The sequence below is a fragment of the Rathayibacter tritici genome (genome assembly GCF_002932875.1).
Classification (GTDB): Bacteria; Actinomycetota; Actinomycetes; order Actinomycetales; family Microbacteriaceae; genus Rathayibacter; species Rathayibacter tritici.
Genome location: NZ_PSWS01000062.1, coordinates 1 through 15,034, shown reverse-complemented (window position 1 = coordinate 15,034; position 15,034 = coordinate 1). Strand labels below are relative to the sequence as shown.

Sequence of the window (15,034 nt, the reverse complement as noted above, 5' to 3'; positions counted from 1 at the left end):
GAGGACCCGCCCGCGACCTCAGGGAGCGAATCATGCACGATCACGAGATCCTCCGGCTGTTGCGTGACACGCTCGGGGACGCGGTGCTCACCGAGGGGCCGGAGTTCGAGGGGGTGCACACAGACAAATCGGGCTACGCCGCACAGGGGCGTGCTCTCGCGCTCGTCACGGCGCGCTGCATCGCCGACGTCCAGGCGGCCCTGCGTATCGCCACCCAGTACCGCATCCCGGTGGTTCCGCGCGGGGCGGGGACGGGGCTGGCTGCCGGGGGAGTCGCGAGTGAGGGGGCACTCGTGCTCTCGACCGCAGCGATGGACCGGATCCTCGAGGTGTCGCTGGAGGACGAGCTGGCGGTCGTCGAGCCCGGCGTGATCAACCAGGCGCTCTCGGATGCCGTGGCCCCGCACGGACTCGTGTTCTCGCCCGATCCCGCGAGTAAGGCGATCTCGAGTATCGGCGGCAACATCGCGACCAACGCGGGCGGACTGCTGTGCGCCAAGTACGGCGTGACCCGGGAGGCCGTGCTCGGCCTCGCTGTCGTGCTCCCCGACGGCCGCCTCCTCCGCACCGGCCGCCGCAGCGTGAAGGGTGTCACCGGCTACGACCTCACCGCGCTGCTGACAGGCTCGGAGGGGACCCTGGGCGTGATCGTCGAGGCGACCGTGAAGCTGCGGCCGATCCCGAGCGGAGGCATGGTCACCGTCGGCGCGTACTTCCCGAGCGTGGTCGCTGCAGCCGCCGCCTCCGCCGCGATCACCGCCGCCCGGCTCCGCCCCGCGGTCATGGAGCTGATGGACGAGGCGGCGCTCGCCGCGATCTCGCGCTACACCGGCGCGGCGCTGGACCGCGGCGCGGCCTACCTGCTCGTGCAGGCGGACGGCGCCGGAGCGATGCAGGAGTCGCGGCGGATTCTCGAGATCGTCACCGCGTCCGGGGGCGTTGCTGAGGCGACCGGGGATCCGGCGGAGGGTGAGGCGCTGCTGGCCGTCCGCCGCGCCTTCCACCCGGCGCTCGAGGCCGAGGGCAGGGTGCTGATCGAGGACGTCTGCGTGCCCCGCTCCGCATTGCCGGCGATGTTCGCGGCGATCCGTGGCATAGAACAGCGCACGGGGCTCGACATCCCCACGGTCGCGCACGCGGGAGACGGGAACCTGCACCCGAACTTCGTGCTGCCCGCGGGCGACGTCGGTGTGAGCGAGGAGGTGTGGACGGCGGCGGCCGAACTCTTCCGCACCGCCCTGTCCCTGGGCGGGACGCTCACGGGCGAACACGGCGTGGGCCTGCTCAAGCGGCGCTGGCTGGCGCAGGAGCTGGGCGAGGACTCGATGTCCTTGCAGCGGGGCATCAAGGCGGTGTTCGACCCGCTGGGAATCATGAACCCGGGGAAGGTGCTCTGACCTGGTCGGATCAGTCGCCCAGGCGGCGCAGGAACGGGGCTGAGACCGCCTCGGCCGCCGCGATCACGCTCTCGGCCAGTGCCCGCTGCGGCGATCGGCGTCGGGGCGGATCGGGATACGCGGCAGTCGGGTCGAACACCGGGGAGTTCTGCAGCTCGGAGGTCAGGACGACCCGGGCGGCCTGGAGCGCCGGGTCGGCCGGCGGGGTGAGGCCGCGCCGCCGGTACCACTGCTCGGCCGAGCCCTTCTCGTGCCCGAAGAGCACGGCGTCGGGGCCGCTCGCTGCCCGAACCGCCAGACGTCCCTGGACCTGCTGGGCCGTCCGATACTGGTAGTGCCGCAGCCGGATCCGGGTTGTCGCGGGATGCGCGAGCCCGAGCGGCCAGACGGTGTGCTGCGGCCAGAGCGTCCGCGGGCGATGCTGCACGAAGCGGATCTCGGAGTGGTTGCAGAGATACCAGGACATCGCGGAGTGGTCCGGTCCGCTCTCCCGCTCGCGGGCGAGGTCCTCCTCGGTGAGGAAGAACTGGAACGATGCACTGAAGACGTGGTCGACGCGGGAGGGCAGGCTCTCGAGGAACTGCCTCGGGTCGTCGAGGTAGAACTCGTCGGCGTCGAGGCGGCACCACCAGTCGCCCGGCGCCGAGAGGTGCCGGAAGTCGGCGAAGATCTGCTGACGGAGCGAGTCGCGGAACCGCCCGAGGAAGCGGCCCCAGAGCACGACGCGCTCCTCGGAGGCGGCGAGCCGTTCCAGCACCTCCCACGTCCCGTCGGTGCTGCCGTTGTCCATCACCAGGACCAGATCCGCCCAGGACAGCGCGGCACGGATCACGTCCTCGACGATGTCCGCCTCGTCCTTGACCGTCATCGCGGCGAAGATCTTCATCGCGTCGCTCCACTTCCCCGCGCCGGTGTCGGTGGTCGGGTCTGCCCGACCGTCGCTCCGGGTCGCTGGTGAGAGTAGGCGGGCAGAGGCGCCCCGAGGGGTCGCAGGCGCGGGGAGGGAAGCTCGAGGCGCGATCCGCACGCCCTAGCGCAGCTCGGCCGCGAGGACGGAGGCGGTGATGGCGATGGTCGCCGCGCACATCAGCCAGTACAGAATCGTCTCGCGCCACGAGCCGGCGGAGCCCAGCACGGGGAGCGCGGCGTAGCCGCCGGAGGTCCAGACATGGCGCAGCGGAGTGCGGCGGAGTCGGTGCGGCAGGCGCACGCGCAACGGCCACAGCCAGTTGATCCCCTCGGTGGTGAGAGCGTCGCCGGCGAGGTGCACGAGGTAGCCCAGGGTCGCGGCAACCCGCAGCCATGCCCAGGTGCCGTCGGCGAGGGCCACGACGAGAACGGTGACGACCGTCGCTCCGGCCCAGGCGATCGGCCACGAGGGGGCGGCGCGGACGGCCTTCGCCGCAAAGGCCAGGGCGGGCAGGGTGATGGCGGCTGCGACGGCGACCGGTCCCACGAACGGCACCGAAAATCGCAGCGCAGTGAGCACCGGCACCAGGTACCAGACGACGGCGACAGCCAGCAGCGAGTGCATCCCGTGGCGGTGCCCGCCGCTGATGCGGCCGGCGGTCGCGGTGAGGAGGGACGCGCCGGGGGCAGAGCGGGAGATGGTCGCGCTCGCGTGGTCGGCATCGGGTGCCAAAGCCCAGCCCGCAGTGACCCCGAGACCGACTAAGCGCAGTTCGAGCGGCAGCCCGTCAAGGCCGAAAGAGACCGCGACGGCGGGCACCGAGGTTGCCGCGGCCCAGGCGAGCGCGCCGGAGACAGCGTGCGAGCGGCCCATCATAGGGTGGGCGATACCGGACTCGAACCGATGACCTCTTCCGTGTGAAGGAAGCGCGCTACCAACTGCGCCAATCGCCCCAGGGGACGTGCTGGACGACCCGAGAGTCGATCGTAGCGGATCCGCGGGGCCCGGATGCACCGCGCTCACCCGCCACGCCCGGGTGAACGGGCTGTGACAACCCGGTTTCGCTCGGGAAAACGCGGAATCGCCGTCCAGGGCCGAGAATCGGTACCCGTTCGATTTGGAAACCTGCGCTCGCGTCGTATACATTCTTCTAGGTCGAGCCGGTCAGCGAAAGCGCCGGGGAGACAGTGCGACAAGCACGACAGGACAAGCACGACAGTGCGTCAAGCACGACAGCAACACCAGCACGACCTACATGCGGATGTGGCGCAGCGGTAGCGCATCACCTTGCCAAGGTGAGGGTCGCGAGTTCGAATCTCGTCATCCGCTCGAACACCGGCCCCCGGGCCGTTGTCATCGGGAAAGCACCCCTCGGGCGCCTCCCACCTGGACGGTCTTCGGGCCGCCGACACCGAATCCCGTACACGGTGGATTGGCCGAGAGGCGAGGCAGCGGCCTGCAAAGCCGTCTACACGGGTTCGAATCCCGTATCCACCTCGATCGTTCGCCGAACGAGGAGCTCCGCAGGGAGCAGCGGGCGATTGGCGCAGCGGTAGCGCGCTTCCCTGACACGGAAGAGGTCACTGGTTCGATCCCAGTATCGCCCACCACGAGAACCCTCGGCCCCTGGCCGAGGGTTCTGTCGTTTCCAGACTCCGGCGGTGTCGTCGGCCCGGTGGCAGTGGCGAGGATCGTCCGTGGCGTGACCACCGCGGCCGTCGAGGGTGGACCGCTCGAGCCTCCGGGGACGATGCGGTGCATCGGTGGACGAGAGTTCGACGTCGAGCGGCAGGTCGCCGTCCTGGCGGTCGTGAACCGCACCCCCGACTCCTTCTACGACAGGGATTCCACCTTCGCCCTGGACAGCGCGATTCAGGCGGCAGTGCGCGCCGCTGAGTCCGGCGCCGACTGGGTCGACATCGGTGGGGTGCCCTTCGGGCGCGGCCCGGCCGTCTCGGTGCAGGAGGAACTCGACCGGGTCGTTCCGGTCGTGGCGGGCATCGCTGAGCGGAGCGACGTGGTGGTCTCGGTGGACACCACGCGCGCCGAGGTGGCCCGCGCGAGCATCGCCGCCGGGGCAGGCGTGGTCAACGACACGAGCGGGCTGCACGACCCGGGGATGCTCGGTGTCCTCGCGTCCTCCTCCGCCCAGCGCGTGATCACCCACAGCCTGGGAGCCCCGCGCAGCGAGCCCGAGCTGATCACCGTCGACCCCGGCCATGACCTGAACAAGAACACCCTGCACACCCTCGAGCTCACTCGACGGCTGGCGTGCGCCCGCCTTCCTCCGCCACAGTGCGACGTCGGCGGCGTGAGCACGCGTATCGACGGGCTCTCGCCCCCGGGTCGCGATCTCTCCGACGGGGCATTGCTGGCCCTCTACGCGGAGGGGACGGAAGCGGAGTGGCTCCGAGTCGACGTTGTCGCGAGTGCCGCCTCACCGTCGGCCCCACGCTCGAGGCGGGCGACTCCGGGCGACTCGCGAAAGGGGACGTCCCCGGGCCGCGCCCGCAGCACCTCGCGCACGTGCTCAGCGCCGGCGACACGCTGCTCTTGCGCTCTCTGCGGCGGCGCCGACCTGCGGTGGCGCTGGCCTCGTCTACTCGCGACGCCGCTCGTTCTCGCCGCGTTTGGCTTCGGAGGCGGGTCGAGCGGCGATCACGGGGTGGGCGCCCGTGAAGCCGTCGCGGGCGGCGGCGATGGACAGGATGCGGGGCTTGGCGACGTTCCAGCCGACGAAGAGGGCCGGGACACCGATCACGGCGACGATCCCCACGGTCCAGGTGCCCGTGGGGAAGTCGACGGCGATCAGGATGACGACGATCACCAGGAAGGCCAGGGTGATCCATGAGGTCACGGGAGCGCCCGGCATTCGGAAGGAGGGGCGCTGGAGGCGGCCCTCGGCGGCCCAGCGCTGGAGCTGCATCTGGCAGAGGACGATCATGCCCCAGCCGGTGACGATGCCCAGCGCCGACACATTGAGGACGATCTCGAACGCTTCCGCCGGAACGAAGAGGTTGAGCACGATACCGACCAGCGTGATGCTCGCGGTGAGCAGGATGCCGCCGTAGGGGACTCCCTGCTTGTTCATCCGCCCCGTGAAAGCAGGAGCGGAGCCGTTGAGGGCCATCGAGCGCAGGATCCGGCCCGTCGAGTAGAGCCCGGCGTTGATGCTCGAGAGGGCGGCGGTCAGGACGACGAAGTTCATGATCGAGCCGGCGATCTCACCCGACGAGCCGTCGCCGAGCGAGCTGAAGAACGTAACGAACGGACTCTCGCCCTTCGAGTAGGCCGTGTAGGGCAGGAGCAGGGTCAGCAGCAGCACCGAGCCGACGTAGAAGACGGCGATGCGCAGGATGACCGAGTTGATCGCCCGAGGGATCACCTTCGCCGGCTCGGCGGTCTCGCCGGCCGCCGTGCCCACCAGCTCCACGCCCGAGTAGGCGAAGACGACTCCCTGGACGACCAGCACGCTCGCGATCAGCCCGCCCGGGAGGACGCCGCCGTTGTCCTTCCAGAGGCTGATTCCCGGATCGACCGTGACGGGGCCGGCTTGCAGCGGCCAGCCCGCGGCGAGCACGACGACTCCGATCACGAGGAAGACCACCAGTGCGGTCACCTTGATGAGCGCGAACCAGAACTCCAGCTCGCCGAAGACCTTCACCGAGACCAGGTTGAGCGAGAGCACCACGACCAGGGCGATCAGGGCGAGCAACCACTGGGGCACGGAGGAGAACAGCGACCAGTACTTCACGTAGAGGGCCACCGCGGTGACGTCGGCGATCGCTGTCATCGCCCAGTTCAGGAAGTACATCCAACCCGCGACGAAAGCGGCCTTCTCGCCCAGGAACTCGCGGGCGTAGGAAATGAAGGACCCGGAGCTGGGCCGGTGCAGCACGAGCTCCCCGAGCGCGCGCAGGATGAGGTAGGCGAAGCCGCCGCAGACCGCGTAGACCACCACGAGCGAGGGGCCCGCGGAGGCGAGACGTCCGCCCGCGCCGAGGAAGAGACCGGTGCCGATCGCACCGCCGATGGCGATCATCTGCAGCTGTCGGGGCTTCAGGCCGGGCCGGTAGCCCTCCTGCTCCCTGGAGAAGTCGGGCTGCGCCGGCTCGAGGTCGTCGTCGCTCTGCGTCACGGGGGTTCCTTCGTCACCGGGCGCGCGGAGCGGCTGCTCCAGCACGCCCAAAAGGGTAGGGGCGCGCTACTCGGAGGATCCGATTGGCGCGGGATGCAGCTTGCGGATGTCTTCGGAGTCCTGCCGCTCACCCTGGGGGCATGAGTGGACCGTACCTGACGCGGCGGCCCTCGCTCGAGGGCTTCCGGATCCCTGAACTGGCGCGTATTTTGCACGGCGGGACCGGCCCCTGGCCCGTCTGGCGCGACCGACTCGACGGCCTCTCCTCCCGCATGGCCGAGGGCTCCCTGTGCTGGAATCCAGTCTCAGCGGCGTGGATCTTCGGCGCGAGATCGCACATCTGCGCTGACTGAAGGGCCGAGTCCTGACTCAGTCCTTCTCTGCGTCCTCGCCGTGGTCATCGGCGTCGCCGCGGTTTTCGCTGGACAGGCGCAACCAGCGGCCGTCACGGACGTCCTTCTCGTGCGCCGCCGCCTTCTTGTCGCTCGCCGCCGTGTCGCGTGGGGGGAGCTGGACGGTCTCCTCCGCCTCGATGCCGGCCTGGAGCTCGCGGCCGCGCTCGAGCTCCGCGTCGAACTCGGCTCCGAAGAGCAGGGCGATGTTGGTGATCCAGATCCAGAGCAGGAAGACGATCACCGCGCCGAGGGAGCCGTAGGTCTTGTTGTAGTTGGAGAAGTTCGCGACGTAGAACGCGAATCCGGTCGAGGCGATCAGCCAGATCGCCAGGGCGACGATCGAGCCGATGCTGATCCACCGGAACTTCGGCTGACGGATGTTGGGCGCCCAGTAGTACAGGATCGCGATGATCACGATCGCGATGACGAGCAGCACCGGCCACTTGGCGATGTTCCAGACGGTGAGTGCGGCGGGCCCCAGGCCCACCACGTCGCCGACGGCCGACGCGACAGGCCCGCTGAGCACCAGGATCAGCGCTGCGACGACGATCAGGACGACGGTCACGACAGTGACGCCGAGCATCGTCGGGCGGAGCTTCCAGAAGGGACGGCCCTCGTCGATCTGGTAGACCCGGTTCATCGCTCGACCGAAGGCGCCCACGTAGCCGGAGGCGGACCACATGGCGCCGACGACACCCGTCACGAAGGCCAGGCCCGCGGCGGAGGAGCTGGTCAACGCCTGGACCGGGTCGCGCAGCAGGTCGACGACCTGGCCGGATGCGAGGGTGCCGATCAGGTCGAGGACCAGATCGGTCGTGGCTTGCGCCTGGCCGAAGAGGCCCAGCACCGACACGATTGCGAGCAGGGCCGGGAACAGTGCGAGGACGGCGTAGTACGTGAGCGCGGCAGCCAGGTCGGTGCACTGGTCGGCTCCGAATTCGCGTGCCGTCTTCTTGAGGACGTAGAACCAGGAACGCTTGGTGATGTCGGTGACGTCATCGGGCTTACGTGCATCGTCGGGATCGGGCGCGGTCTTCTCACGGGTCGTGCTCTTCTCGGCCATGCCGACACGCTACGGGTCGGACAGTTCTCGAACGGCCCACTTGACTCTCCGATCGGACGTGTCGATGGTCACGCCCGGCGCTGGCGCGCCGCGGCGAGCGTCCCGAAGAGGAGGAAGGAGCAGGTGGCGGCGAGCACCGTCACCAGCGGCGCCGCCCAGCCCCCGCTCACGTCGTGCGCGAAGCCGATGACGGTCGGCGCGGTGGCGGCCACGGCGTAGCCGATGCCCTGCACCGTGGCCGAGAGCCGTGACGCGTGCCCGTCCGAGCGCGAGAGCCGCACCACGAGAACGAACACCACCGTGAATCCGCCGCCCTGCGCCGCCCCGCCCAGAACACACCACAGGGCCCAGAGCTGCGGCGCGAGCAGCAGACCCGCCGGCACCGTGCACCAGAGCAGGCCCACCAGCACGATGCTGCCCAGCGGCCCCAGCCGGCGCACCAGGAGCGGCACGCCGAGCGCGCCGGCGACCGCGGCGAGCTGAAACACGGAGGCGCTCGCACCGGCCGTCGCGCTCGAGAAGCCGTTGCGGTCGACCAGCAGCGACGGCAGCCAGGCGGTCACCCCGTAGTACGAGAACGCCTGGCTCGAGAAGCACAGGGCGAGCGCGAGGACGGTGGCGCTGCGGAAGATGCGCGGGGCGGGCCCGGGCGACTCACGGTCGGCGCGGGCGGGGCGTGGTGCCGGCAGCAGGGCCGCCGGAGAGCCGACAGCGAGGAGCCAGCCGACGAGCGCGAGCGCGTTCAGCGCGAGCCAGACGAGCAGGGCGCCACGCCAGCCGAGTGCGAGGGCGAGTGGGGCGGTCCCGAGCGAGGTGATCGTGGACCCGATGTTGAGGGCCGCGGTGTACACGCCGGTCGTCAGGTCGACACGCTCGGGCGGGACGTCGCGGCGGATCACGACGGGGAGGACGACATTGCCGACCGTGATGAACACGCCGATCAGGATCGTCCCCACGACGACCGGCGCGACATCGCCGATGGAGCGCACGATCGTGCCGAGCGCGACGCCGAGCACCGTAACCGTGACGGCGGCGTCCGGCCCGACCCGGCGGATCACCAGCAGCGCGAGTGGGGTCGCCAGGGCGAAGCAGAGCACGGGGATGCTGGTGAGGATCCCCGCTTGGCCGGACGAGAGCGCGAGGTCCGCACGCACCACGTCGATCACCGGTGCGACCGCGACGATCGGTCCGCGCAGCACAAGGGCGGCGAGTGCGACCGCGAGGACGACGAGCCAGGGAGCACTCCGGCGCGCGGTCATCGGAGCATCGGCGGCAGCGGCACCCCGGTCAGCCGGCCAGGCCGAAGAGTTCGGCCGAGACGTTGGTCACGAAGGTGAACACGCCAGACACCAGGCCGAGGATCCCGGTAACGAGTCCCGCCGTCGCGAGCCCGCGTCCGCCGCCGACCACTGCGGCGGCCGCCCGGCCGCGCACGGAGAAGACGATGGCCAGGATCGACGGGACCAGCAGCGGGTTGATGAGCAGGCTCAGGACGCCGAGTACGAGGCTCGCGACCGCCATCGGATTGCGCCCGGCCGTGGACGACGGAGCCGAGGGGTAGGCGTAGAGCTCCTGCTCCGGGGCGCCCTCGGGCGTCCCGTACGCGGGGACGGGCGCGGAGGAGGACGGGCGGGACCGGTCGGTCCACGCTGCACCGTCCCAGTAGAGCTCTGAGCCGAGATCGGCCGGGTGCGGATACCACCCGGGCGCGGGCAGTGGGGCGGAGTCGTCTGGCATGCGCTGATTCTAGAGCGGTGCCGATCAGCTCTTCGGCAAGCGGATGTCCGCCGACCCCGTCGCCCGTGGCACCGGTGCGGCCACGGCGATCCTTCGCGCCACGCCATCCCCCCGTTCGGCGCCTCCACCGGGTCGGAGCACTCCGTCTGCTGCGCCTACGAGCTGACTCCCGACGCGCTCGGGGAGTGGCCGCCGCCGACTACAGTCGAGGGGTCAGCCGAGCCCGAGGAGTGCCCGCACGTGTCGAACGAACTGTCGAATCCCGCAGAGAACGAATCCCACTCGGTCGTCACCGAGGCGGGCACGGGATTCACGCACTTCACCGACCGGGCCGTGGTCGCGATCCGCGTCAACGGTGAGCTCAAGGACCTCGCCGCCGACGTCGTCCCCGGCGACCGCATCGAGCCGGTGCTGATCTCCTCGCCCGACGGTCTGAACATCCTCCGGCACTCCACCGCTCACGTGCTCGCGCAGGCCGTGCAACAGATCAATCCGGAGGCGAAGCTGGGCATCGGCCCGCCCGTCACCGACGGCTTCTACTACGACTTCGACGTCGAGGAGCCCTTCACGCCCGAGGCGATGAAGGCGCTCGAGAAGGCGATGGACCGCATCGTGCGCCAGGGCCAGCGGTTCGTCCGCCGCGTCGTCAGCGAGGAGCAGGCGCGCGCCGAGCTCGCCGGCGAGCCCTACAAGCTCGAACTGATCGGCATCAAGGGCGGGGGAGCCGAAGACGAGAGCGTCGAGGTCGGCGGCGCCGAGCTGACCATCTACGACAACGTCGACCCGCGCTCGGGCGAGACGGTGTGGAAGGACCTCTGCCGCGGCCCGCACCTGCCCAACACCCGCATGATCGGCAACGGCTACGCCCTGACCCGCAATGCGGCGGCGTACTGGCGCGGCTCCGAGAAGAACCCCCAGCTCCAGCGCGTGTACGGCACTGCCTGGCCCACGAAGGACGAGCTGCGCGAGTACCAGGCCCGGCTCAAGGAGGCGGCCCGCCGCGACCACCGCAAGCTCGGCCACGAGCTCGACCTGTTCTCGTTCCCGGACGAGATCGGCTCCGGTCTGGCCGTGTTCCACCCCAGGGGCGGGATCATCCGCTACGAGATCGAGCAATACATGCGCGAGCAGCTGCTCGCTCACGGCTACGAGCTCGTCTACACGCCGCACATCACCAAGGGCGACCTGTTCCTGACCAGCGGGCACCTGCAGTGGTACTCCGAGGGAATGTTCCCCCCGATGCACCTCGACGAGCTGCAGGACGAGGACGGCAACGTCACGCGCCAGGGCCAGGACTACTACCTCAAGCCCATGAACTGCCCGTTCCACAACCTGATCTTCCGCTCGCGCGGCCGCAGCTACCGCGAGCTGCCGCTGCGGCTGGCCGAGTTCGGCACGGTGTACCGCTACGAGAAGAGCGGAACCCTCCAGGGACTCACCCGCGTCCGAGGCCTCACCCAGGACGATGCCCACATCTACGTCGCGCAGGAGGACGTGCCGGCCGAGCTGACCCGCAACCTGGAGTTCGTGCTGCAGGTACTGCGCGACTACGGCCTCGACGACTTCTACCTCGAGCTCTCCACCAATGAAGAGGGCAACCCGAAGTTCGTCGGCGCGCCCGAGCAGTGGGAGGAGGCGATCGCCTCGCTGCGCGCGGTCGCCGTCGCTTCCGGCCTCGAGTTGGTGCCCGATCCGGGGGGAGCGGCGTTCTACGGTCCGAAGATCTCGGTGCAGGCGCGCGACGCCATCGGCCGCACCTGGCAGATGTCCACGATCCAGCTCGACTTCAACCAGCCTGAGCGCTTCGAGCTCGAGTACACCGCGTCGGACGGATCGAAGAAGCGTCCCGTGATGATCCACCGCGCGCTCTTCGGCTCGATCGAGCGCTTTTTCGCCATTCTCACCGAGCACTACGCGGGCGCGTTCCCGGTCTGGCTGTCGCCGGTGCAGGTCGTGGGGATCCCGATCGCCGACGAGTACCTGCCCTACCTCGAGGAGGTCGTCGGCGAGCTCAGGCGCTCCGGGATCCGCGCCGAGATCGACTACTCCAGCGACCGGATGCAGAAGAAAATCCGTAACGCCACGCTGCAGAAGGTGCCGTTCCAGATGATCGTGGGCGAGAAGGACCGCGACGCCGGAGCCGTCAGCTTCCGATTCCGGGACGGCACGCAGGAGAACGGGATCCCGGTCGCTGACGCCGTCGCGCGCATCCGCGAGGCCGTCGCCACGAAGGCGCAGGTCTGAGCGTGCCCGACCTCGTGCCTGACCTCGTGCCTGACGGAGCGGAGGGCTCCGCGCACCTCGCGGGCGTGCCCGATGAGTTCCAGCGGCTGTGGACGCCGCACCGCATGGTCTACATCCAGAAGGGACAGCCCGGCGCCGACGACTGCCCCTTCTGCGTGGCTCCCACGCTGAGCGATGAGGAGGCCCTGATCGTGGCCCGCGGGGAGCACGCCTACGTGCTGCTGAACCTGTTCCCGTACAACTCCGGTCACCTCCTGGTCTGCCCGTACCGGCACATCCCGCTCTACGACGAGGCCACCCCGGAGGAAGTGGCCGAGGTCGGGTCGCTCACCCAGACGGCCATGCGCGTTGTCCGCTCGGTGTCGAACAACGACGGCTTCAACCTCGGAATGAACCAGGGCGCGGTCGCCGGAGCCGGGATCGCCGCGCACTTGCACCAGCACGTGGTCCCGCGCTGGGCGACCGACGCCAACTTTTTCCCGATCATCGCCCGCACGAAGGCGCTCCCGCAGCTGCTCGGCGACGTCCGGGCGAGCCTCGCGTCGGCCTGGCCGACCCGGTAGGTCCGGCCGCCCCGGTAGACTGGGACGCCGCATAGAACAGGACTCGCGAACATGACCGACACCACCACTTCGTCCTCGTCCGCCTCGGAGCAGTTCGGTTCGAGCCGCGTCAAGCGCGGTCTCGCCGAGATGCTCAAGGGCGGCGTGATCATGGACGTCGTCAACGCCGAGCAGGCCCGGATCGCCGAGGACGCCGGCGCGGTCGCCGTCATGGCGCTCGAGCGGGTCCCCGCCGACATTCGCTCGCAGGGCGGAGTCGCGCGGATGAGCGACCCCGACCTGATCGACGGCATCGTCTCGGCCGTCTCGATCCCCGTCATGGCGAAGGCGCGTATCGGCCACTTCGTCGAGGCGCAGATCCTGCAGGAGCTCGGCGTCGACTACATCGACGAGTCCGAGGTCCTCTCGCCTGCCGACTACGTGAACCACATCGATAAGTGGAACTTCACCGTCCCCTTCGTCTGCGGCGCGACCAACCTGGGCGAGGCGTTGCGCCGCATCACGGAGGGCGCGGCCATGATCCGCTCGAAGGGTGAGGCCGGCACGGGCGACGTCTCCGAGGCGACCAAACACATCCGTACCATCTCGGCCGAGGTCAACCGCCTCGCTGCAATGACGAAGGACGAGCTCTACGTCGCGGCCAAGGAACTGCAGGCGCCGTACGACTTGGTCGTCGAGATCGCGCGCACCGGCACGCTCCCCGTCGTCCTCTTCACTGCCGGCGGAGTCGCGACTCCGGCCGACGCGGCGCTGATGATGCAGCTGGGGGCTGACGGCGTGTTCGTCGGCTCCGGCGTCTTCAAGTCGGGCGAGCCTGCCAAGCGCGCGGCCGCCATCGTGAAGGCGACCACCTTCTTCGACGACGCGAAAGTCGTCGCGGAGGCGTCGCGCGGCCTAGGCGAGGCGATGGTCGGCATCAATGTGGCCGACGTGCCCGCGCCGCACCGTCTCGCCGAGCGTGGCTGGTAGCCGGGACACGGCGCCGGTTGGCGGAGGACTGATGCGGGAGTCCCTCGAGGGCCTCCGCGTCGGTGTCCTTGCACTGCAGGGGGACTTCCGAGAGCACGCCCACGTCCTGCGCGAGCTTGGCGCCGAGGTGGTGCTGGTGCGTCGTCCAGAGGAGCTCGCGTCCGTCGCCGGTCTGGTCATCCCGGGCGGCGAATCGACGGTGATGGACAAGCTCTCGCGGCTCTTCGGACTCGCCGAGCCGGTGGCCGACGCGATCGAGGCGGGCCTGCCCGTCTACGGGACCTGCGCCGGGCTGATCATGCTCGCCGATCGGGTACTCGACCGGATCGACGGCCAGCGCAGTTTCGGCGGCCTGGACGTGTCGGTCCGCAGGAACGCGTTCGGCAATCAGCTCGACTCCTTCGAAACCGATCTGGACGTGCCGGTGATCGGTGATCCTCCTGTGCACGCAGTCTTCATCCGGGCACCGGTCGTGGAGGAGCTGGGGGAGCGGGCGACGGCGCTCGCGAGCGTGGCCGACGGTCGCGTGGTCGCGGTAGAGCAGGGCGCTCTGCTCGGCACGGCCTTTCATCCGGAGATCACCGGCGACTACCGCTTCCACGAGCTGTTCCTGCGGAAGGTCGCAGCGACGCGCTTCGGCGCCTGAGGCGCTCGCGAATCCGCTGGTCAGGGGTGGACGGGGTCGGGGGTGCGCGGCAGGGTGGTCGCATGCCCGAACTCCCCGAGGTCCAGGCGCTCACGCTCGACCTGAATGCGCGTCTCGGCGGACGTACGCTCAGACGGCTCGATGTGTTCGCGATCTCCGCGCTGAAGACGGTGGCGATCCCACCCTCGGCCCTGGCCGGCGAGATTGTGCACGGCGTGACGCGGCACGGCAAGCTCCTCGACCTCGCCGTCGGAGACGCGCACGTCCTGCTGCACCTCGCCCGCGCCGGCTGGGTTCGCTGGCGTCCGGAGCGGCCGACGGCTCCGGTGAAGCCGGGCCGCGGTCCGCTAGCCGCGCGGTTGACCCTCGACGACGGGTCGGGCTTCGACGTAACGGAGGCAGGCACGAAGAAGAGCCTGGCGCTCTCGATCGTCGCCGACCCGCTCGATGTGCCGGGCGTCGCCCGCCTGGGGCCCGACCCGCTCGATCCGGCTTTCACGAAGGAGATCTTCGGCGCGATCCTCGCCACCGCGGGCCGGGCGCAGCTGAAGGGCGTTCTCCGCGACCAGTCGCGCATCGCCGGCATCGGCAATGCCTACTCCGACGAGATCCTGCACGTCGCGCGAATGTCTCCGTTCAAACCCGCGGCGCTCACCGTCGACGAGCTCGACCGTCTCTACTCCGCGGTCCGCTACACGCTGGAGGAGGCGCTCGCTCGCGCTGAGGGCCTGCACGCCGCCGACCTCAAGCGGGAGAAAAAGCTCGGGATGCGTGTCCACGGCCGCACCGGCGAAGCCTGTCCAGTCTGTGGCGACACCGTCCGCCAGGTGATCTTCCACGACTCCACGCTCCAGTACTGCCCGACCTGCCAGACCGGCGGCAAAGTCCTCGCCGACCGCGTGCTGTCGCGGCTGCTCCGCTAGCGGGCTGGGGTGGCGGGGCACAAGGGTCGCCGGATTACAAGGGGGGAGG

13 protein-coding genes, 4 tRNA genes and 1 pseudogene are annotated in these 15,034 nt (G+C 70.0%); 11 read left to right on the top strand and 7 right to left on the bottom strand.

Annotated features, from left to right (window positions below; all coding sequences use genetic code 11):
- Window positions 1–32 precede the first annotated feature (32 nt).
- Window positions 33–1,397: an FAD-binding oxidoreductase gene (locus C5D07_RS11965; protein ID WP_068252704.1), complete on the top strand. Its 1,365-nt coding sequence runs from the start codon at window positions 33–35 to the stop codon at window positions 1,395–1,397.
- A gap of 10 nt (window positions 1,398–1,407) precedes the next feature.
- Here C5D07_RS11965 and C5D07_RS11960 read toward each other — a convergent pair whose 3' ends face one another.
- From C5D07_RS11960 to C5D07_RS11950, 3 genes are all read right to left on the bottom strand, one after another.
- Window positions 1,408–2,283, bottom strand: a complete 876-nt coding sequence (locus tag C5D07_RS11960) for a glycosyltransferase family 2 protein (protein WP_068252709.1) — start codon at window positions 2,281–2,283, stop codon at window positions 1,408–1,410.
- 144 nt (window positions 2,284–2,427) lie between these two features.
- Window positions 2,428–3,183, bottom strand: coding sequence for a metal-dependent hydrolase (locus C5D07_RS11955; protein ID WP_068252712.1), 756 nt, complete (start codon window positions 3,181–3,183; stop codon window positions 2,428–2,430).
- A 4-nt stretch (window positions 3,184–3,187) separates the two neighbouring features.
- Window positions 3,188–3,260: transfer RNA gene (locus tag C5D07_RS11950), tRNA-Val, on the bottom strand.
- Window positions 3,261–3,564: 304 nt separating this feature from the next.
- Here C5D07_RS11950 and C5D07_RS11945 point away from each other — a divergent pair.
- The 4 genes and pseudogenes from C5D07_RS11945 to C5D07_RS16460 all read left to right on the top strand — a co-directional run.
- Window positions 3,565–3,636: transfer RNA gene (locus C5D07_RS11945), tRNA-Gly, on the top strand.
- Window positions 3,637–3,733: 97 nt separating this feature from the next.
- Window positions 3,734–3,804: transfer RNA gene (locus tag C5D07_RS11940), tRNA-Cys, on the top strand.
- Between the two features lie 38 nt (window positions 3,805–3,842).
- Window positions 3,843–3,917 (top strand) — tRNA-Val (locus C5D07_RS11935).
- A gap of 140 nt (window positions 3,918–4,057) precedes the next feature.
- Window positions 4,058–4,438: pseudogene (locus C5D07_RS16460) on the top strand (dihydropteroate synthase); the annotation flags it as partial.
- A 468-nt stretch (window positions 4,439–4,906) separates the two neighbouring features.
- On the opposite strand, the gene C5D07_RS11925 reads toward C5D07_RS16460, so the two are convergent.
- Window positions 4,907–6,445: an amino acid permease gene (locus C5D07_RS11925; protein WP_249028232.1), complete on the bottom strand. Its 1,539-nt coding sequence runs from the start codon at window positions 6,443–6,445 to the stop codon at window positions 4,907–4,909.
- 140 nt (window positions 6,446–6,585) lie between these two features.
- Here C5D07_RS11925 and C5D07_RS15450 point away from each other — a divergent pair, with 140 nt between their 5' ends.
- Window positions 6,586–6,798, top strand: a complete 213-nt coding sequence (locus C5D07_RS15450) for a hypothetical protein (protein WP_146079795.1) — start codon at window positions 6,586–6,588, stop codon at window positions 6,796–6,798.
- Between the two features lie 16 nt (window positions 6,799–6,814).
- Here the strand turns inward: C5D07_RS15450 and C5D07_RS11920 are convergent, their stop codons facing one another.
- The 3 genes from C5D07_RS11920 to C5D07_RS11910 all read right to left on the bottom strand — a co-directional run bounded on the left by C5D07_RS11920 (window position 6,815) and on the right by C5D07_RS11910 (window position 9,640).
- Window positions 6,815–7,903: a YihY/virulence factor BrkB family protein gene (locus C5D07_RS11920; protein ID WP_068252726.1), complete on the bottom strand. Its 1,089-nt coding sequence runs from the start codon at window positions 7,901–7,903 to the stop codon at window positions 6,815–6,817.
- A 68-nt stretch (window positions 7,904–7,971) separates the two neighbouring features.
- Window positions 7,972–9,162 carry an MFS transporter gene (locus tag C5D07_RS11915; protein ID WP_068252728.1) on the bottom strand — a complete coding sequence of 397 codons (1,191 nt, stop codon included), beginning with the start codon at window positions 9,160–9,162 and terminating at the stop codon, window positions 7,972–7,974.
- 28 nt (window positions 9,163–9,190) lie between these two features.
- On the bottom strand, window positions 9,191–9,640 hold the full coding sequence (locus C5D07_RS11910; RefSeq protein WP_068252731.1) for a DUF4190 domain-containing protein: 450 nt from the start codon (window positions 9,638–9,640) through the stop codon (window positions 9,191–9,193).
- Between the two features lie 252 nt (window positions 9,641–9,892).
- Between C5D07_RS11910 and thrS the strand changes: the two genes are divergently transcribed.
- The 5 genes from thrS (at window position 9,893) to C5D07_RS11885 (ending at window position 14,985) form a co-directional block, all read left to right on the top strand.
- Complete coding sequence (thrS, locus tag C5D07_RS11905; protein WP_068257161.1) at window positions 9,893–11,884, top strand: threonine--tRNA ligase; 1,992 nt, start codon at window positions 9,893–9,895, stop codon at window positions 11,882–11,884.
- A gap of 2 nt (window positions 11,885–11,886) precedes the next feature.
- Window positions 11,887–12,447 (top strand): HIT family protein, encoded by a 561-nt coding sequence (locus C5D07_RS11900; protein WP_237358243.1) that lies wholly within the window; start codon window positions 11,887–11,889, stop codon window positions 12,445–12,447.
- A 51-nt stretch (window positions 12,448–12,498) separates the two neighbouring features.
- A complete protein-coding gene (gene pdxS, locus C5D07_RS11895) occupies window positions 12,499–13,416 on the top strand; it encodes a pyridoxal 5'-phosphate synthase lyase subunit PdxS (protein ID WP_068252734.1) in 918 nt (305 codons plus the stop codon).
- 31 nt (window positions 13,417–13,447) lie between these two features.
- Window positions 13,448–14,062: a pyridoxal 5'-phosphate synthase glutaminase subunit PdxT gene (pdxT, locus tag C5D07_RS11890; RefSeq protein WP_068252736.1), complete on the top strand. Its 615-nt coding sequence runs from the start codon at window positions 13,448–13,450 to the stop codon at window positions 14,060–14,062.
- Between the two features lie 62 nt (window positions 14,063–14,124).
- The gene (locus C5D07_RS11885; RefSeq protein WP_104259425.1) at window positions 14,125–14,985 is read left to right on the top strand and encodes a DNA-formamidopyrimidine glycosylase family protein; all 861 of its coding nucleotides are present in this window, start codon (window positions 14,125–14,127) and stop codon (window positions 14,983–14,985) included.
- Window positions 14,986–15,034 lie beyond the last annotated feature (49 nt).